The sequence below is a fragment of the Spirillospora sp. NBC_01491 genome (genome assembly GCF_036227065.1).
GTDB lineage: Bacteria > Actinomycetota > Actinomycetes > Streptosporangiales > Streptosporangiaceae > Spirillospora > Spirillospora xylanilytica.
On the sequence record NZ_CP109432.1, the window covers coordinates 4473705 to 4491728 of the forward strand.

The 18024-nt window shown below is 69.7% G+C and carries 19 protein-coding genes; 7 read left to right on the forward strand and 12 right to left on the reverse strand.

Translation table 11 applies throughout. From position 1 onward, the window contains the following. Positions 1–49: 49 nt before the first annotated feature. Positions 50–1411 carry a D-alanyl-D-alanine carboxypeptidase/D-alanyl-D-alanine endopeptidase gene (gene dacB / locus OHA34_RS20805; protein WP_285940025.1) on the reverse strand — a complete coding sequence of 454 codons (1362 nt, stop codon included), beginning with the start codon at positions 1409–1411 and terminating at the stop codon, positions 50–52. A gap of 171 nt (positions 1412–1582) precedes the next feature. On the opposite strand from dacB, the gene OHA34_RS20810 reads away from it, so the two are divergent. Then, complete coding sequence (locus OHA34_RS20810; protein ID WP_285940024.1) at positions 1583–2074, forward strand: inorganic diphosphatase; 492 nt, start codon at positions 1583–1585, stop codon at positions 2072–2074. 156 nt (positions 2075–2230) lie between these two features. Here OHA34_RS20810 and OHA34_RS20815 read toward each other — a convergent pair whose 3' ends face one another. Next, positions 2231–2569 (reverse strand): NlpC/P60 family protein, encoded by a 339-nt coding sequence (locus OHA34_RS20815; protein ID WP_329522433.1) that lies wholly within the window; start codon positions 2567–2569, stop codon positions 2231–2233. 3 nt (positions 2570–2572) lie between these two features. Then, on the reverse strand, positions 2573–4261 hold the full coding sequence (locus OHA34_RS20820) for a sigma-70 family RNA polymerase sigma factor (protein WP_329518615.1): 1689 nt from the start codon (positions 4259–4261) through the stop codon (positions 2573–2575). Positions 4262–4583: 322 nt separating this feature from the next. Here OHA34_RS20820 and OHA34_RS20825 point away from each other — a divergent pair, with 322 nt between their 5' ends. Together OHA34_RS20825 and OHA34_RS20830 are read left to right on the forward strand one after the other, a co-directional pair. Then, the gene (locus OHA34_RS20825; protein ID WP_329518616.1) at positions 4584–5387 is read left to right on the forward strand and encodes a MerR family transcriptional regulator; all 804 of its coding nucleotides are present in this window, start codon (positions 4584–4586) and stop codon (positions 5385–5387) included. Further along, a complete protein-coding gene (locus OHA34_RS20830) occupies positions 5384–8029 on the forward strand; it encodes a VIT domain-containing protein (RefSeq protein WP_329518617.1) in 2646 nt (881 codons plus the stop codon). Before OHA34_RS20825 ends, OHA34_RS20830 begins: the two co-directional genes overlap by 4 nt. A 240-nt stretch (positions 8030–8269) precedes the next feature. Here OHA34_RS20830 and OHA34_RS20835 read toward each other — a convergent pair whose 3' ends face one another. Further along, positions 8270–9739 carry an MFS transporter gene (locus OHA34_RS20835; protein ID WP_432763047.1) on the reverse strand — a complete coding sequence of 490 codons (1470 nt, stop codon included), beginning with the start codon at positions 9737–9739 and terminating at the stop codon, positions 8270–8272. 74 nt (positions 9740–9813) lie between these two features. On the opposite strand from OHA34_RS20835, the gene OHA34_RS20840 reads away from it, so the two are divergent. Next, entirely contained in the window at positions 9814–10209 is a 396-nt protein-coding gene (locus tag OHA34_RS20840) for a MarR family winged helix-turn-helix transcriptional regulator (RefSeq protein ID WP_285940019.1), read from the forward strand. A gap of 227 nt (positions 10210–10436) precedes the next feature. On the opposite strand, the gene OHA34_RS20845 is transcribed toward OHA34_RS20840, so the two are convergent. The 5 genes from OHA34_RS20845 to OHA34_RS20865 all read right to left on the reverse strand — a co-directional run bounded on the left by OHA34_RS20845 (position 10437) and on the right by OHA34_RS20865 (position 13515). After that, complete coding sequence (locus tag OHA34_RS20845) at positions 10437–11588, reverse strand: hypothetical protein (protein ID WP_285940018.1); 1152 nt, start codon at positions 11586–11588, stop codon at positions 10437–10439. 53 nt (positions 11589–11641) lie between these two features. Continuing rightward, positions 11642–12103, reverse strand: coding sequence for a pyridoxamine 5'-phosphate oxidase family protein (locus OHA34_RS20850; RefSeq protein ID WP_329518618.1), 462 nt, complete (start codon positions 12101–12103; stop codon positions 11642–11644). A 190-nt stretch (positions 12104–12293) separates the two neighbouring features. Continuing rightward, positions 12294–12575 (reverse strand): hypothetical protein, encoded by a 282-nt coding sequence (locus tag OHA34_RS20855; RefSeq protein ID WP_329518619.1) that lies wholly within the window; start codon positions 12573–12575, stop codon positions 12294–12296. A gap of 89 nt (positions 12576–12664) precedes the next feature. Then, positions 12665–13075: a VOC family protein gene (locus tag OHA34_RS20860; protein WP_285940015.1), complete on the reverse strand. Its 411-nt coding sequence runs from the start codon at positions 13073–13075 to the stop codon at positions 12665–12667. Positions 13076–13134: 59 nt separating this feature from the next. Next, positions 13135–13515 carry a helix-turn-helix domain-containing protein gene (locus OHA34_RS20865; RefSeq protein WP_285940014.1) on the reverse strand — a complete coding sequence of 127 codons (381 nt, stop codon included), beginning with the start codon at positions 13513–13515 and terminating at the stop codon, positions 13135–13137. 253 nt (positions 13516–13768) lie between these two features. On the opposite strand from OHA34_RS20865, the gene OHA34_RS20870 reads away from it, so the two are divergent. Then, positions 13769–14656: a hypothetical protein gene (locus OHA34_RS20870; RefSeq protein WP_285940013.1), complete on the forward strand. Its 888-nt coding sequence runs from the start codon at positions 13769–13771 to the stop codon at positions 14654–14656. A gap of 1188 nt (positions 14657–15844) precedes the next feature. Here OHA34_RS20870 and OHA34_RS20875 read toward each other — a convergent pair. The 3 genes from OHA34_RS20875 to OHA34_RS20885 form a co-directional block, all read right to left on the reverse strand. Further along, a complete protein-coding gene (locus OHA34_RS20875) occupies positions 15845–16285 on the reverse strand; it encodes an NUDIX hydrolase (RefSeq protein WP_329518620.1) in 441 nt (146 codons plus the stop codon). Then, the gene (locus OHA34_RS20880; RefSeq protein WP_329518621.1) at positions 16269–16922 is read right to left on the reverse strand and encodes an NUDIX domain-containing protein; all 654 of its coding nucleotides are present in this window, start codon (positions 16920–16922) and stop codon (positions 16269–16271) included. Before OHA34_RS20880 ends, OHA34_RS20875 begins: the two co-directional genes overlap by 17 nt. A 127-nt stretch (positions 16923–17049) precedes the next feature. Then, positions 17050–17301: a hypothetical protein gene (locus OHA34_RS20885; RefSeq protein ID WP_329518622.1), complete on the reverse strand. Its 252-nt coding sequence runs from the start codon at positions 17299–17301 to the stop codon at positions 17050–17052. A 137-nt stretch (positions 17302–17438) separates the two neighbouring features. Between OHA34_RS20885 and OHA34_RS20890 the strand changes: the two genes are divergently transcribed. Together OHA34_RS20890 and OHA34_RS20895 are read left to right on the forward strand one after the other, a co-directional pair. Beyond that, positions 17439–17750, forward strand: coding sequence for a hypothetical protein (locus OHA34_RS20890; protein WP_329518623.1), 312 nt, complete (start codon positions 17439–17441; stop codon positions 17748–17750). Position 17751: 1 nt separating this feature from the next. Beyond that, positions 17752–17970, forward strand: coding sequence for a hypothetical protein (locus tag OHA34_RS20895; protein WP_329518624.1), 219 nt, complete (start codon positions 17752–17754; stop codon positions 17968–17970). Positions 17971–18024: the final 54 nt, after the last annotated feature.

The following is an 18024-nucleotide window of genomic DNA, read 5'->3' on the forward strand; positions in this document are numbered from 1 at the left end:
CTGGCCGAACGCGGGCCGTACAAGGTCCAGCGCACCCGCAGAGACGGCTTCAGCCGCACCCGCAGGAGGCGACCGTGGCCGCGAGACGGTCGAGCTTGCCGGGGTCGACGGGGCTCTTGCCGTCGCCCGCCATGAAGGCGAAGGCCAGTAGGCGCCCGTCGGCGTCGTAGGCCACCCCTGCGAGGGTGCTGACGCCCGCGAGCGTCCCGGTCTTGGCCCGGACCGTCCCGGCGCCGGCCTGGCTCGCCGCGACCGTGTAGCGAGGCGGCCGGAGCGTGCCGGAGAATCCCGCGACCGGCAGCCCGGTGATGACCGAACGCAGTTCAGGATGGTCAGGTGAGGCGGCCAGCGACGCCAGCCGTGCGAGCGCGAGCGGAGTGATCCGGTTGAGCGGCGACAACCCGCTGCCGTCGTTGACCTGGACGCCCTCGGCGGCGCCGAGGCCCGCCAGCACCTGCCGCACGGCCTGCGCCGCGTCCGCGAACGACGCCGGACGGCCCAGTTTGATCGCAACCTGCCGCGCCATCGCCTCGGCCACGTCGTTGTCGCTCTCGGTCATCAGATGCTCGATCAGTGCGGACACCGGAGGTGACTGCACAGCGCCCAGGCGTGCCGCGCCCTGAGGCGCGGCAACGCGACGGCCACGCTTCGCGTACACGCCGTTACGGGTCAGCAGTCGCGCGAAGGCGGCCGCAGCGGAAGAGGGCGGATCCGCCACCCGGGACTTCTGCGTCGGGTCTCCGGGAGCGACCCGGCCCTCGTCCAGTGTCAGTGCGCTGACCGGAGCCACCTCGCCGTCAGGCAGGTAGTTGGGCTTCCATCCGGCGGCGACGCGCGGTCCCTGATACGCCGACGCGTCATAGTCCACGCGGGCGCGCTGTACGCCGGCCGCCTTGAGGGACGCGGCGGTCTGCCGGGCCAGGTCCGTCAGCGAGGCGTAAGGCGGATGCGTAGCGCCCGGGCGCGCGGGAAGGGCCGTCAAGGTAGGATCCCCGCCTCCGACCAGTACGATGCCGCCCCCGGCACCACGGACGACCTGTGTGGTGATCCGGTGCCCGGGGCCGAGCGCGGCGAGCGTCGCCACCGTCGTGGCCAGCTTGGTGGTACTGGCCGGGGTGGCGGGCCGATCGGCGCGCTGCTCGAACAGTGGCCGGCGGGTCACGGCGTCGATCACCACCGCGTTGATCTTCGCGCCGGGGCCGCCGATCAGTCCGGACAGCCGCCCCGCCAAGGTAGAGGCGTTCGGTACGCGCGCCGAGGACGAATCCGCGGCGGGCAGGGACGCGGTCGCGGAGACGAGATCGCGTTCGGCCACACTGGGCGGCTGGGGCGACAGATGTCGATCCGGTGTGAGTTTGACCACTGCGAGCGCCGCGACGGCGGTGAAGACATTAAGGAGGGACAGCGACACCAGAGCGAGGGTGCGGCCCCGTGCAGGCACGCTACCGCCCCTCTCCCACTCACCACTCACCAACGTGCGACATCCTTATATAAGGGAACACCCACCCTGTGGGGGTCGGCCTCACCCGCTCAGACTCCCGAAAGACTAATCACTGCGACCGCGCAGGGAGCGGAGGACATCTTGGATTTCGACGTCACCATTGAGATCCCGAAGGGCCAGCGGAACAAGTACGAGGTGGACCACGAGACGGGCCGCATCCGGCTGGACCGGATGCTGTTCACCTCCACCCAGTACCCGGCGGACTACGGGTTCATCGAGGACACCCTGGGAGAGGACGGCGATCCGCTCGACGCGCTCGTCCTCCTCCAGGAGCCTACGTTCCCCGGCTGCCTCATCCGTTGCCGCGCCGTCGGCATGTTCCGGATGACCGACGAAGCCGGTGGTGACGACAAGGTCCTCTGCGTTCCGGCGACCGACCCCCGGCAGGAGCACCTTCGCGACATCCACCACGTCCCGGAGTTCGACCGCCTGGAGATCCAGCACTTCTTCGAGGTCTACAAGGACCTGGAGCCGGGCAAGTCCGTCGAGGGCGCCAGCTGGGTGGGCCGGGTCGAGGCAGAGGCCGAGATCGAGCGCTCCCGCAAGCGCGCGGTCGACCAGGGAGGCCACTGAATCGCGAGGACGGCGACGGTCCGCTCCCGGCCGTCCACGACGAGGCACGTCGAACCCTTCCGTATGGCCCCCGGCCGTACGGAAGGGTTTTCGCCTTCCCCCGCGCGCTCGAGGCCACGCCTTCGGCAGGACCGTTCCCGTGCGCCGCGCACGCGGTCAGCCGAGTGCACGGGTGGCGCCGATGAAGATGCCGACATGGTGGATCGTGTCGGGTTCCGATGTGTCGTGGGCGAAGAAGACCAGGTCACCCGCGCGCAATGACCGCAGGGACACATGCGGTTCGGAGGTCCACCACGCGCACGCTGAACGGAGGCGGCGTGTTCCTGGGCGCTGCCGAGGCGCCGCTCCAGACGACGCTTCCGCGATTCGATCCGCTGGCCAGACGCAGCACGGTCGAACGGCCGGGAAATGATTTCGAATGACGGCGAAGCGGTGCGGTACTCGGCGACGGGCGCCGAATACCCCTGCCGTAACGGGGGCATCGGTACTGGCCAGGCATTACGGGACTGGTTCCGGCTGTCCGGCAGGCGGCGGAGAGTCGTTCGACGGCGGCGGCGTGTCGGAAGACGGCGACTGACCACCCGGCCGACCGGACTCGGACGGTGAAGGCGGAGGGGCCGAACCCGGCGCCGTCGTTCCGGGCGTCGTCCCCGGTACCGTCCCCGGCGGGGACACGGGGACGGGCGCGTGTCCGGGACCATTGTCCGCAGGACGCCAAGTGACGCGGACGCGTGATCCTCCAGGCGCGAAGTCGATACGGCCCTCGCCTGACGAACGGGCCTTGCGGACGACGTGCACGCCGAGAGTCATCGACTGCCCTGCCTCCAGCCGTCCGGACGACCGGCTCAGCCGTACGGGCCCCGAGGCCCTCGCCAGCCAAGTGACCGGGCCACCGGCCGCCTGCAACTCGATGGAGCCGTTCGCACCGCCTGCCAGGTCGAGAGCGGATGCGGAGACCACGAGCGTCCCGGCACTGGTGGAGTGACCCGCTCCCGAGGAGGCGCCGGTGCTGGGAGCGGGCGGGAACGACCGCGGATCAGGTGGCGGAGCGAACGATGTGGACGGCGCAGACGGAGTGCGAGCGCCCAGCGGGAACGTCGCCGAGGCGGTAAGGGTGCCGCCGCCCCCTCCTGCGCCCGGCCTGCCGAGCGACCGGACCTCAGGCCACTCCGCACCGGACACCGGGCGCTCTTCTCCTTCAGAAGCCGCCGGGCCCACGTTCTGATCGCTCGCTCCGGACACGCCGTAGAGCACGGAGACGCCACCACCGAGCGATAGCAGGAGGGCCCCCGCCGCGGCACTCGTGCCCAGGCGGCGCGGCCACGGAAATCGTGCACGCTGGAGCGGCAGAGCCGGCTCTGGGGACACCGTCTGGCGCTGAGGTGGCCTCGGGAATCCATCAGGAGTGAATTCGGTGATCCGATCCGCGGCGGAGAGGCGCTCCCCCACAGGCTCGGTGTCCTGGAAGCTGCTTATGACACGCCGCCGAAGCCCTTCGGGAGTTTCGGCTTTCGGCAGCATCCCGTACACCTTTGCCGCAGAGACGGCGCGCGGCCGAAACGCTTTACAGACAATGCAGTCCAACGCGTGGCGGGTCAGCCGTCCGCTCAGTTCGCGGGACAGTTCGCCATGCCGTTCCTGTAGAAGCAGCGCCCGTTCGGCACAACCGTGCGGGCCCTGGTGGGCGAGGATCTCAGCGGTCAGCGCCGTCTCCAGCTCGTCATGCCCGCGGTCGAGCGCCGCCTGGGCGTCCTTGGCCGGCAGGTCGAACACGGCGGCCAGATCGGGCACCGACAACTGGTGCCGGATCCGCAGCTCCAAGATCTCCCGGGCGAGCGGGGAGAGCGCCAGCACGGCCCGCGACGCGACGATCCGCTGGTCGACGTCCTCCTGGTGGTCACCGGCGGCCGGCAGGTCGGGCGGCTGCTCTCCGCAGGGCTGGCGCCCTTCGCACTCCTGCCGGGCGATGGCGTAGAGCCACGGCCCGAACCGATCCGGATCGCGCAGCTTGGCGATGTGCGCTTCAGCAACCGTGAACGTGTCGCGCAGCGCCGCCTGTGCCGCGCCCTGTCCGCGCAGCCGGAACCAGCAGTACGCGTAGAGCCGCTCGGCGTACGCGTCGTATACCGACGCCGGGGCGTCTGGATCGCGCTCGCGCAGCGCCTCGACCAAGACGTGGTCAGTCATGCCAGAAAGCTAGGGCCCCCGGAAGCTCTTGCGCGGCAATTTGAAAAATCGAGCATGCCCACCCAAAGAGCATCGACCCCGCGAGTTGATCTCCTTCATCAGGCGTGGGCTTTAGCAGCCTTCAGGGGGATATCAGCGCCATTTCATCCAGGCGGAACGCTCGACCGCCGGCCGAACTTCGCCGGCGGCGATCATTGCACCGCAAACGGTAAAGCGTCACCAAAGACGTCCGGGGCGCTGGTCATTTCGCCCAGCGACGGCCGGCTTCGTGAGCTCGATGATCGACTTGACAGTGTCATCGTGACAGTGTCATCGTCAGTCCATGGACGCCACCTGGACGATCACCGAGCTCACGGAGCAGGCCGTCGCGGCCCTCGCCGCCGACGGCTCCGTACGCGTCAACGGCCGGGTGCGCGACCTGCCCAACGAGCGCCTCGTCCGCTGGTACACCACGATCGGCCTGGTGGATCCGCCACTCGGCCGCCGCGGGCGCACCGCCCTCTACGGACGGCGCCACCTCCTCCAACTGGTCGCGGTCAAACGCCGCCAGTCGGCGGGCCGCACCATCGCCGAGATCCAACTCGAGCTGGCCGCCGCGACCGACGCCACCCTCCAACGCATCGCCGACCTTCCGCCGGCCATGGACCCCCCGGACGTGCTCACGGGCGCCGCGACCTCCGCCCCCGCGGAGGACGAAGCCGCGTCGGCCATCGCCCTCGCCTCCGAACCGTCGTCCCCGACAACGCCCGGCCCCCCGATCGCACAGCGTTCCGGCGGGGCATCCGCGCCGCCCGCCGACCCGGAGTCCGCGACGAGGCGGGACCAGAACGGTCAGAAGGCGCGGGCACGGTTCTGGGCGGCGCGCACCGACGTCGCCTACACCTCGTCGGTGTTCCCCGAGGCGCTCGAGCACGCGGGTGCGGCTCCGGCCCTCGTGCAGGGGGTGCGGCTGACCCCCGACCTCACCGTGCTGCTGAACGTCCCCCAGCTGAGCGGCGACGACCTGGCCGCCATCGAGACCGCGGCGCGCCCGCTGCTCGACGAGCTGCGGCGGCGCGGGCTGATCGAGCTCCCCGCCGAGACCCCTGCGAACCCGTCCGACATCCCTCCCCGGAGATCACAGTGACCGTGTGCATCCTTCCGATTCCCGAGTCCGAGACGCCTCCGCCCCCTGGCCGCGGCCTGGGCGCGCTGAGCACCGACAGGGGCAACCTGCCGCTCGACACCATCGACGTGCGCGCCTCGATCACCGGCCTGGCCGCCGGGATCGAGATCGCACAGGGCTTCCACAACCCGTTCGACGTGCCCCTGGAGGCCACCTACATCTTCCCGCTGCCAGACCGCGCCGCCGTGACCGCGCTGCGCATGGAGGCCGCCGACCGGGTCGTCGAAGGCGTCCTCAAAGAGCGCGGGCAGGCACGGCAGGAGTACGACACCGCGATCGCCGCCGGGCAGCGCGCCGCGATCGCCGAAGAGGACCGCCCCGACGTCTTCACCATGCGGGTCGGCAACATCCTGCCCGGCGAGCGCGTGACCGTCCGGCTGGCACTCGACCAGCCCCTTCCCTACGAGACGCACGGCGCGGACGCCGAGAGCGGCGCCCGCCCGAGCAGCTGCTCGACGTTCCGCTTCCCGCTCGTGGTGGCCCCCCGCTACATCCCGGGGGCGCCGCTGGACGAGGCGGCGGCCGGCTCTGGCGTGGCCGACGACACCGACGTGGTCCCCGACGCGTCCCGGATCAGCCCGCCGGTGCTGCTGCCCGGCTTCCCCAACCCGGTACGGCTGTCGATCACCGTCGACATCGACCCGGCGGGGCTGCCGCTCACCGAGATCCGCTCGGCGCTGCATGTGGTGGCCGAGGAGTCGGACGGCGATCGGACGATCGTGCGGCTGAACCCGGGCGAGCGACTCGACCGCGACTTCATCCTGCGCATGGCCCACGACCAACACGAGACCGCCGCGCTGTGCCTGATCCCCGACGAGGCCGGCGAGGAGGGCACGTTCACCATGACCGTGCTGCCCTCCGGCGAGACCACCCCCCGCCCGCGCGACGTGGTGCTGATCCTCGACCGTTCCGGCAGCATGCACGGCTGGAAGATGATCTCCGCCCGCCGCGCCGCCGCACGCATCGTCGACACGCTCCGCGGCGGCGACCGGTTCGCGGTGCTGTCCTTCGACACGGTGATCGAACATCCGGCCGAGCTGGGCACCGGGCTGGCCGAGGGCACCGACCGCAACCGGTTCCGCGCCGTCGAGCACCTCACGGCGCTCGGAGCGCGCGGCGGCACCGAGATGCTCGCTCCGCTCGAGCAGGGCTGCACCCTGCTCGCCGACTCCCCGAACGACCGCGTGCTGGTGCTCATCACCGACGGGCAGGTGGGCAACGAAGACCAGATCCTGGCCCGGCTGGAGCCCCGGCTGCGCGGAGTGCGCGTGCACACGGTCGGCATCGATCGCGCCGTCAACGCGAGCTTCCTCGAGCGGCTCGCCTCCATCGGCCAGGGGCGCTGCGAGCTGGTCGAGTCCGAGGACCGCCTCGACGAGGCGATGGAGCAGATCCATCATCGGATCGGCGCGCCCCTGGCGACCGGGCTGACCCTGCACGCCGACGGGCTCGAGATCGTCCCCGACTCGGTGGCGCCCCGCCGCATCGGCGCGCTGTTCCCCGGCGTGCCGCTGGTGGTCGCGGGCCGCTTCCGGGGCGTCCCCGAGGGAACCCTCGCGATCCGGGGCGCCGCAGCGAACGGCACCGCGTGGGAGCGGCACGCCGCCGGCACGGTGGCCAAGAACCCGGCCGCCGGATCGATCTGGGCCCGCGCCCATCTTCGCGACCTGGAGGACCGCTTCACCGTCAGCGGCACCCCCGAGCTGGAACACCGCATCGTCGACACGTCGCTGCGGTTCGGAGTCCTGTGCCGCTTCACCGCGTTCGTGGCCATCGACAGCCACGTCGTCACCGCGGGCGGCATCCCGCACCAGGTCACCCAGCCGGTCGACCTCCCGAACGGCTGGGCGGCACCGGACGAGACCATGGCGGTCCGGACGGCGATGCGCACCCGCGCGCGCCGCTCCGCATCTCCCATGCGCACCCGCGCGCGCCGCTCCGCATCTCCCCTACCGGATGAGAACGCGGAGTTCGCGCCAAGCGGTATGCCTGCCCCGGGCAGCCCACCGGGTCTGGTCGCTCCGCCTGCGGCAGGCGCTCCGCCGGCTCCGAGCGCGCCCCCTCCTCCGAGCGGCCCGTACATGCCGGGCGGCCCGCCCTCTCCCGCTGCCCCCAGCGGTCCCCCCGCTCCGGGCACCGGTCCCGTGCAGGGCTCGCCGCGCCCGCACCGGGGCGGCTACGGGAAGCCCGCCCCGGCCGGCCCCCCACCGGACGACGAGGCGCAGCACACCGGAGCACCCGCACCGAGCGACGTCCGGCAGGAACTCGCCGACGCCTGCGAGCGGCTCTCGGGCGAGCTCGACCGCCTGACCCGGATCAGCACCGGGGCCCAAGACCAGCGGCAGCATCACCTGCTTCGCTGGGTGGCCGACATGCTGGAGCTGAACATCCGCCAGCTCGAACGCGGCGGCGTGGACGCGACACGGGTGGCCCCGCTCGCCCAGTTGCTCACCGAACTCCGCACCGAACGGCTCCCGCTGTCGACGACCCGTCTCGATGAGCTCTGGCACCGGACGGTCCGAGTGATCAGCGGCTTCATCACCCAAAACCCCCCGACACAGCCGGCCAAACCCCGTCGAGCCTTCTGGAAGCGATCCGGCTGACCACCGGTGGGGCGTCCGCACACCACCGGACGCCCCACCGCGCAGGCCCGGCGTACACGAGTGGACGGGCCGGGCTCACAGTGCCGAGGCGGCGCGCCGCACGGGTCGCATGACGGCCCGACGCACCACGGCGAACGCTCGGCAATGCGCCCGGCGCACACAGGTGAATGCGCCGGGCGCATGGCGCCGAGATGGCTCGTCGGGTGCCTAGGTGGCTGTTGGTGAGGCGGACTCCGGTGGTCAGGTGCGCTTCGGGTGATGGCGGCGAAGGAGCGGGATCAGGTTGAGTGCGAGTCCGACCACGGCGACACCGCTGACCAGGTTGACGCCCGGGTGGAAGGGGGCGAATCCGGCGCTCGTCGGGTGGGCGCCGCCCGCGACCAGGGCGGTGACGACGGCCAGGACGAGGGCGGCGCCGACCTGGCCCGACGTCTGCACCAGGCCGGACGCCAGCCCCTGTTCGGAGTCGTCGATGCCCTCGGTGGCCTGTCCCATGATCGAGCTGAACCCGAACGCGAACCCGCCGCCGAGCAGCAGCATGGTGGGCAGGATCGTGACGAGGTAGTGCGGGGTGTCGCCGGCCGTGGCGAGGAACCACACGTATCCGAGGCTGAGCGAGACCATCGAGCTGATGATCAGGCGCGGTGTGCCGTACCGGTCGACCAGGCGTCCGACGAACGGCGACCCGAGGGCGACCAGCAGACCGGCCGGAAGCAGCGCCATGGCCATCTTCAGCGGCGACCAGTGCAGAACGTCCTGGAGGTAGAGCGTCATCATGAACTGGAAGCTCAGATACGACCCGAACAGCGCGACCATGCTCAGGTTGGCGCGGACGATGCCGCCGATCCGCAGGATGCCGAGCCGGATCAGCGGGTGCGCGACCCTCTTCTCGGTGGCGACGAAGCCGATCAGCAGGGCCGCGGCGACCACGATGGAGCCGATGGTGAACGGGTCCAGCCAGCCGCGGTCGGGGGCCGAGACCACCGTGTAGACGGCGAGCAGCATCCCGCCGGTCAGCGTGGCGGCGCCGACGAGGTCGTGACCGCCGCCCGCCGCGGGACGGTCCCGGGGGATCAGCGCGACGCCCGCGGCCAGGGCGATCAGCGCGAGCGGCACCGGGGTCAGGAACGTCCAGCGCCAGCCGAAGCTGGTCAGCAGCCCGCCGAGGATCAGTCCGGACGAGTAGCCGCTGGCGCCGAACACCGAGAAGACCGAGAGCGCCCGGTTGCGCGCCCGTCCCTCGTGGAAGGTGGTGGTCAGGATGGACAGGGCGGTCGGCGCGGTGAAGGCGGCGGCCAGGCCCTTGACGAAGCGGGTGGCGATGAGCAGCGGCCCGTCGGAGACCATGCCTCCGACCAGCGAGGCCACCGCGAACACGGCCAACGCGATCAGGAACACGCGGCGCCGTCCGAGCAGGTCGGCCGTCCGGCCCCCGAGGAGCAGCAGTCCGCCGTAGCCGAGCACGTATCCGTTCACGATCCACTGCAACGAGGTGGTCGACAGGCCCAGCTCGGAACCGATGGACGGCAGCGCCACACCCACCATGGACACGTCGAGCCCGTCCAGGAACAGCACGGCGCACAGCACCGCCAGCACGCCCCACATACGGGGGGTCCAAGCCTGTTCGGCCGGACCGGCGGACACACGGACGGTGGAGACCGGTGAAGGGTCGGTGATAGTCACGGCGGAGGACACTACATGCACATGCATCAAATGTCTAAGCACTAAATTCGTTCACATCTAATGCATGAGCATCAGATGCGTGCGCATGCTAGGATCCCGGCATGGAGTCGGAGGCTGCTCTGATCGGCCGGTGGCGCGAGCTGCTGACCTCGTACAACACGATCGCGTGCGATCTCGATCGCGAACTTCAGGACGCCCACGGGCTGAATCTGAGCGAGTTCGAGACGCTCGATCGCCTCGCCGAGGGCGACTGTGAGCAACTCCGCATGCAAGAGATCGCCGCCGTCATGTACCTGAGCCAGAGCGCGCTCTCCCGCACGGTCGCACGGCTGGAGAAGCACGGCCTGGCCGGACGCGGCATGTGCGAGTCCGACCGTCGCGGCGTGTTCGTCAGCATCACCGAGGCCGGGCGCGCCCTGCACACCGAGGCCCGCAAGACCCACATGACGGTGCTCACCCGCCACCTGGCCCCCGAGGCGGACCGTCCGCCCGCCTGACGACGGGGCCGCCTCACCCCGTTGAGGACACCACGGGCGCCCTTCTGGTCCGGGTGCCACGAGCGGTATCCGGCCCGGTCTCCGCGGCGCACGCTCCCCGAGCGCCACGCATACACCAAGGCGGCGCATGCCCGGCCGGGGCGTCCGGCCCGCGCGCTGGGGCGGACGACCAAGTCCCTACGTCCGGCCCGCCTGCCCTGCCACCGAAGGCCGCGTCCGGGTGATGTCTAGCGGCCCGGGCCGCCGATCGCGGGGCCGGACGGCCAGAGGGCGGTGAGGTCGGCGGGTGTCAGCGGCGTCCGGTAGGCCGCCCGGAGAACCTCGTCCCTCACCTGATGCGGAGCCTCCGCCAGCTGGACGAACCAGTCGATGCCCGCCGGATAGGCCCACAGGTAGGTCCGGAGCTGCGGATCGGTGCCCCGATCGACCAGGATCTCGGCGATCGCGGCGTCCCCCCACCAGGGCACGCGCCGGCGCGCGTGGTCGGCAAGGTCGACGATCGGCGCACCGCGCTCGATCCCCAGGTGGAGCTCGGCACGGACGAGCTGGATGTAGTGATCGACCCGCACCTGCGCGGCGAGCGCGGGATCGTCGGGCGCGACGAACAGCGGGAGCGCTTGGGCCAGCCCCTCCAGGAGCACCTGATGCAGCGCGTGCACCGACATCAGCCGCACCCACGGAACGCGGTCTTTCGCGGTGACCGTCCAGCTCGAACTCTGGAGCCCGTGGCCGAGCACCTCGTGCAGCGCGAATCGCCGGACGCCGACCTCCGTGAAAACGGCGCTGCGCAGGTTGAGGCGCAGCCGGACGTCGTGTCCGGCGCCGTCGAGCCAGTAGGCCCAGTACGCGTCGACGTCGGCGGTCTCGATGGCGAGCTCGAACGGGGCTTGGCTGCCCGTGGCCGCGCGCACCGCGTCCTCGTACTCGGCGGCGGCCTGCCGGATGGCGTCCGGCGCGTCCGCGGCCTTGATCGTCCCTTCCGCCTCGTGCATTTCGGCGACGGTCTCCGCACCCCAGCCGACACCGAGGGCCGCGAGATCGCGACGCGCACGCTCGCCGCACGCGACGATGTACTCGTCAGGCCAGCCCGCACTCCCGCATCCCTGGGTGGCCCGGACGTATCCGGCGAGAGGGACGCGTTCGCCGAGCAGCGCGCCGAGATAGGCGATGTCGGCGTCGAGGCGTTCGACCAGGCATTGCGTCCCGGCGGACTCGCGCAGACCGATGAGCCTGCGGTAGATCTCGACCCTGCTCCGCGCCGCTTCGGGCGCGCCGTCCCCCGGACGGCAGTCGAAGTCGATGACGGCCGGACCGCCGCGGCCGATCTCGTACGCATGCCAGGCGCGGAGCGCCGTCTCGATCTCGTCCCGGAGTTGCACGACCACAACCTCAATAGCTCACCGTCGGCGGGGGCGCGGTCCGCCGATCACCCTCATGCTCCGCCGGTCAGCCAGCGGCCGTCGCGCATCAACTCCCGGTCCTTCAGCTCGTTCTCCTCACGCCACGCCTGGACGCGATCCAGTCGAACACGGAAATACCGATAGGAGTCACCCGCCTTGCGCGGGTCGAACCCGGCCTTCGCCGCGAACGCGTCCCCCCACTCCTCGGAGACGTCCGCCGTGTTCAGCACCTCGGCCACCACGCCCTCGGCGAGGACCACGTCGCGGGTCAGCCCGAAGCCCAGCCGAACACCGCCCGAGTCACGCAGGTTACGCCCCGTGGGGTTCCCCACCGAGGTCGCGATGAACACGTCGGTGCCGTCCCACAGGAACGACAGCGGCACGAGATACGGGGTGCCGCTCGTGTCGGCCGAAGCAACCCAAACATCTACATCGCACTCAAGACGCTCGAGAACGTCCTGCCTGCGCTGCTGCTTGCTCCGAGGTGACACCATGCCCCGACCTCCCCGCTGTTCGTGACTGCCGACCCTACGCCCACCCTCCGACAGGGCGCGGACTGCTCCCACCAAGCCGCCGGCGGACCGGGTCGCCCACCCCCGGTCCGCCTGCTATCAGCGACGAGACCCGTCCAGAATGACTCCCACTATCCGCGGCCACCACAACGGCCTACAGTGTCCGAATGGATCAGGGCCCCCAAGAGTCGGAGACCTCTTTCCAGAGTTCGTCGGCGAGCTCGTCGACCTGCTCCATGCGGAGGGCGAGAATGGGCTTGCCGCATCGGTGCCCTTCCTGCGCCTCACGGAGTGGTGTCCCTGCTCGGACGAATTCTGCAAGAGCTTCTATACGGCTCCCCCTCCGAAGGGCGCCTACGGTGACGGGCATCGTTGCGTCTCTTTGTGGCCGGGCGACAGCATGATCGTGCTGGACGTCGTCCATGACGAGATCCAGTTTGTCGAGATCCTCCATCGGGACTCGCTGAGCTGATCTCGGCGCGCGACCTGCCGTGCACGGAGAAGAGACCTATCCAGTCCGGCTATCAGCGTCGGCTCGGCCTTCTACGCCTTCGGCTCGGTGAAGCGAATGTGGTTGCCGAAGGGGTCGCGGAGGCCGCAGTCGGTTCCGAACGGGCGGTCGGTGGGTTCTTCGGTGAACTCGACGCCCCGGCCCAGCAGCGTCGTATACGTCTTGCGGCAGTCGTCGGTGCTGAAGATGAGCTGGCCGCCCATCGCACCCTTGGTCACCAGCTCGCGGACCTGCTGCGCCGTCTCCTCGGACATCATCGGCCCGCCCGGCTCCTCCAGCATGATCTGGCGTTCCGGGTGGCCGGGGACGTTGACGGTCAGCCAGCGCATGAGGCCCAGGTCGACGTCGGTGTTCACCTCCAAACCGAGCTTGCCGACGTAGAAGTCGAGGGCCTTGTCCTGGTCGAGAACGTAGATCTGTGAGTGCGTGATCCCATTGAACATGTGCATCACGCTACCGAGCGGGCCGGACGGAAACTTATCCGAAACGACTGAGTCGACGGTCAGTCGCCCGGCCGCGTCCACGCCATCGTGAAGCACGTCGGTACGCCCGTGGCCGCCACTTCCTTGCGGTACGTCCTCGGTGACCGGCCGACGATGTCGTGGAACGTGCGGCTGAAGGTTCCCGGGCTGCCGAAGCCGACCTGGAAACAGATGTCGGTCACACTTCGATCGGTCTCCCGAAGCAGGAACATCGCGCGCTCGACTCGGCGGCGTCGCAGATAACGGTGCGGCGTCTCGCCGAACGTGGCCCGGAAGGTACGCGTGAAATGCGCCGCCGACACATGGGCGATCTGAGCCAGGGTCGGGACGTCCAGCGGCTGCGCGTAAGCACGGTCCATCGCGTCCCGCGCCCGGAGCATGCGACGGTTGGTCTCCTCCACAGCGCGACTCACGGCGCCATCACACCACGATTCTCCGCCGATCCGTGCCGGTTCCGGGTGGCCAATCCGCACACGGCTCCGGAGGACGCTCCGGCCGGGTGGGCGTCACACCGTCTCGAATGGCAGCGGCGGCCAGCGCCGAAGCAGGCCGGCCGATCGCGATCCACGGGACAGACCTTGGCTCGACCCGCATCACGGCGGGTGTCACCCGGACCGCTTGCGGCGGTGAACAGACGCTGCAAACTTGATCGTCATGACTGCGCCTCCACCTTGGGTCGACGACCTGTTCCCGTTCCCCACCCCACCCGGGCTCGCCAGGCTGGTCGACATCGCCTGGGCAGATGCCTTTACCGACGAAGACGAGTACGACGAAGCCCTCCTGGCGACCCACTACGACTTCATGTTCGACCTTGAAGCCGCTCCCGGCGCACCCGACGGCTGGGAGTACGCCTATCCGGGCCCCTCGCTAACGAAAGGCGTGCGACAGGACCACGTGCCGATGTTCGCCACACCCGAGTTGGTGCAGTTCGGCCACCTGGGCAATGGCACCTGCGTGGGCTGGGTGGTGCCCGCCCCGGAACTGCGAGGGACCGATCACCCCGTCGCCCTCTTCGGCCAGGAACCCGGCGCACGCATCATCGGCGCAGACACCCGCGCCGGTCTGGAATGGATGCTCTCCCTCGGACTCCGCAAGAAGAACCTCCGGGACGACGACCGTGCTCTCATCGCCCGCCTCGCCACCGAGCTCGACCTCCACCCCACCCCCGAGCACGGCATCACCCCAGACGGCTTCGACACGATCGTGCCCCTTGAGCTCACCGTCCCGGCCGGATGGAGACACGAACCCGACGTGAACGGGGCCGGAGTCGGCGTACTGGCCCCCGCCGGCGCGTTCACAGACCGCGGCCACATGTACGCCGGCGGATGCCTGGACGAGATCCTCGCCCATACCGATCGACTGCTGGACACCGGATACCCGGCAACCGCCCTGCTAGAACTCACCGACGCCTTCCACGACGACCACGACCGCTTCACCCACCTACACCCCCTGTGGGCGCGCGCCTACCACGACCTCGACCGTCCCCAACTCGCAACCCGACTCGAAACGATGCTCCCGATGTACGCACCTCTCCAGCACTGAGAACCCTCGACAGAAGGCCGTTTTCAACCGCCGAATGTGTCGCTCGTGCTGTCCGGCGCGTCGTCGCTGGGCTCGGTCGTCGACCATCTGGTGACCGCTTGGGGGTCGAGGTGGTGCTTCCGGATGGCATGCCGAGGTCACGTTTCCCCCACCATCGCCGCCTATCCGGTCAATTTCCTTGCCGCTTCGGTCACCGCGTACTTGGCACCGTCCATAGCGGTCTGCGCGGGGATGAGCGAGGTCTTCGGATTCGTCCGGTGAACCGACCCGTTGTAGGTGACGAACAGAATGACGTTCCCCACCCGTACGGTGACCGAACCGCCTGTCCTGGGCTGGTAGCCGAGATATGCCTCGTCCCCGATCCCGTCCACCTTCTTGAGCTGCTCCCGCGGGCCGCCCGGGGTAGCTCGGATCGTTCCGCAGTGCGCGCACCGCGTTGGGGATCGCCTCTCCCGTCAAGCGGTCCTCGTGCACTTGGGTCTGAATATCCAGTATCCGAAAGAAGATGGCCGTTCTGGTGCCCCTAGGGGTCGCATGCGCGAGCCACGTGCAGTACCCGGCCGTGGACCTGTCCGGTCGGAGTCGGGCTCACCGGCGTTCCGGCCACCGGCGTGCCCAAGGTTCATGGGCTTTCGGTCGCGGCCGTCCGAGCGCTCGCCGAAGGACACGGTTCGGCATCGCCGCGGGGCCCTCGATGGGCGGCAAGTGGCACGGCACCGAAGACGGCCACGTGTTCGCGGCCGGATGGGTGAGCCGATCCATCCGGACTCGGTCGGCTGGCTCATGACGAAGACCGTCCGGGCGTACACGCTCCGAAGACCGGGCCGCGCCCGGTGGAACCGCTTCCCACGCTCGGCCCATGTCGTCCGGTCCGCAGAGGCCGTTGCGGCTGACGTGTTCGCCGCGATGAGCACAGCGTGGACCGCGCTGTTAGCAGACCCGTTGACAAAGGCCCCTTGCGAGTGATCGCAAGGGGCCTCTGAGGTGGAGCCGCCTAACGGAATCGAACCGTTGACCTATTCATTACGAGATTCCTTGATCAGGGTTCTCTGTATGTCAACGGAGTACGTTTCCCCACGTCAAGCTGCTTCCGTGGACCCTCGCGAACCTCGCCGTCACGCGCCGAACTGCAGCTCGATCTGCAACTCGAATCTCGAGCTCGGCAGGCTGACAAGATCTTGAGTGTGCTCATCGTGTCTCGCCCCGGCTTCCCGAGACGGAAGTGCTGAGCATGCCGTCCAGATGCTTCTGGACGGGCTCGAAGAAGCCGTAGGGGACGTAGTCCTCGATCTCGTCGAGACGGCACCAGCGAACGGCGGCGATTTCCTCGGGATCGGCCGCGTGCGCTTCGCCCTCGATCACGTCGCACGCAAAGTAGAACATCGTTCGGCCAGTCGCCGGGTGAACGCGCTCCCCAAGGCTGGCCCTGGCCACAACCGTGAGGCCGGCCTCCTCGCCGGTCTCACGGACGGCCGCATCCTCCGGTGACTCTCCCGGCTCGACTGCGCCGGCGGGGAACTGCCACGAGAGGGTGCCCTCCGATACGGCCCGCTGCACGAGCAGGAACCGGTCGCCGTGGACGATGACCGCCGCGGCGATTGCGGGGCGGCTGTCAGGCTCCGGCTGCATAGGACTCCTCCAACATCGCCAGCACGGGCGGATAGATGTGGTCTCGCGGTACGAAGCGAGTGAGGTCCCGGCGGGGAGCCCAAGCGACTCCGGCGTTCTCGATGGTGTCGAGGTTGGTTGCGTCGCCAGCGAGGTACTCGCACCAGTAGTAGTCGCACATCACGCCGGTGACGGGGTGGAGGCGGCTGCCGATGCGTTCCGTCAGCGAGCAGTGGATGCCCGTCTCGGCGAACGTCTCGCGGACTGCAACGTCTTCGCCCCTCTCGCTGGGCTTGATGATCCCCGCGGGGAACTGCCACGAGATGCCGGACGCCTCGTCGCGGCGGCGGACGAGCAGCACTCTCTCCCCGTGGACGACGACGGCGATCGCGACGCGCAACGCCTGCACATGGTCGCTCGGTGCCTCGGCGTCGCCGAGTTGCTCGAACCGGTGGCGGGCGCTGGGTGCGGCCCGGGTGTGAAGCTCGTCTAGCGCTTCCTGAATTGCTGCCCGCGGCACGGTGTCCGGGTGTGCAGCCCAGTTCACAACGGTGCGTGGGGCGACGCCGAGGCGGGCGGCAAACCGTTCGTTGGTGAGGCGTAGCGCCTTGCGGAGCGCTGTGGCGGTCCGTCCCGTCCACTCATGCGCCGGGTCCATGCGCCCTCCTGTTGGGGGTCACCGAGTTGCGCCGTAGTTGCTCATTCTGCGCTGCAGTTGCGGTGCCTGCGCCTCGCTGGTGCGCGCGGGCTTGCCGGATCGTGGATCGCATGGCGAACGATGCGGATCACCCGGTCCCCTTGGGAGGCCGACCTCCTTTCCGGGAGCGTCGAGTAGCGAGCTCCTTCTCCCCCGTCGCGAGATCGGCGAGGTCCGTCTCATCGCCGTGTTCGGTCAGTCGTTCACGCATGTGGTCGAGCAGGTCCTTCGTGCGACTGGTGCCGAGTCGACGGCACACGCGGCCGTACGCCTCCCACATGACGAGGGGTACCCGGATGGGGCGTGTGGGTGTGCTCCTCGGTACCTGCTCTTCGGCCATGCCTCTCCTCCGTCGCGCGTATCTACAAAGAATCTTGGCACACCCACTTGTGTAGCTACTCGGTTCTGCATACCTTGTAGCTACGCGCAAGAGCAAGGCAAGTCCAGAGCAAGATCCCCAGCAGAAGGAGTCTGAGCGTGTTCGAGCACACCCAGGTCACCGGCATCGCGGACGACTGGATCGCCCTCCCGGACGGTTACCAGCCCGGACAGGGCTCGTACGAGCGGGTCGCGATCGGCGTGAAGGAGGCGACCAAGATGTTCGGCGAGGTCAAGCGGCTCATCGGCTCGCTGCCGACGCACCCCAAGGACGCCCCGGCCAAGCTGATCGTCCGATACTCCCCGGTCCTGACTAGTTCCATTGGCCGCGAGATCGACGCGACCAAGAAGAACGGCCCGAAGGTCGGCGTCTTCTGCGTGGAGACCTTCGACGCTACGCAGCGGCGCTGACATGGCGCGCGAACTGGTCCACGTCCAGCTCGGCCGGAACGGCGAGGCGGTCGGCGAGCCCTACACCACGGCGGTTGACCGCAACGACCCCACCGACGTGCGCGGTCTGTTCCGCGACGCCCTGACCCACGCTCGCGTGGACGGCGACGGGAACGGCTACGAGATCCAGGTGTCGCGCCCCGAGGGCGAGCGCCTCTTCGTGTACTCGGCCAAGAACTGACCTTCGCCCGGCCCTGGGCCATCCGACCAAGAACCGCCCGGGGCCGGGCCCTCA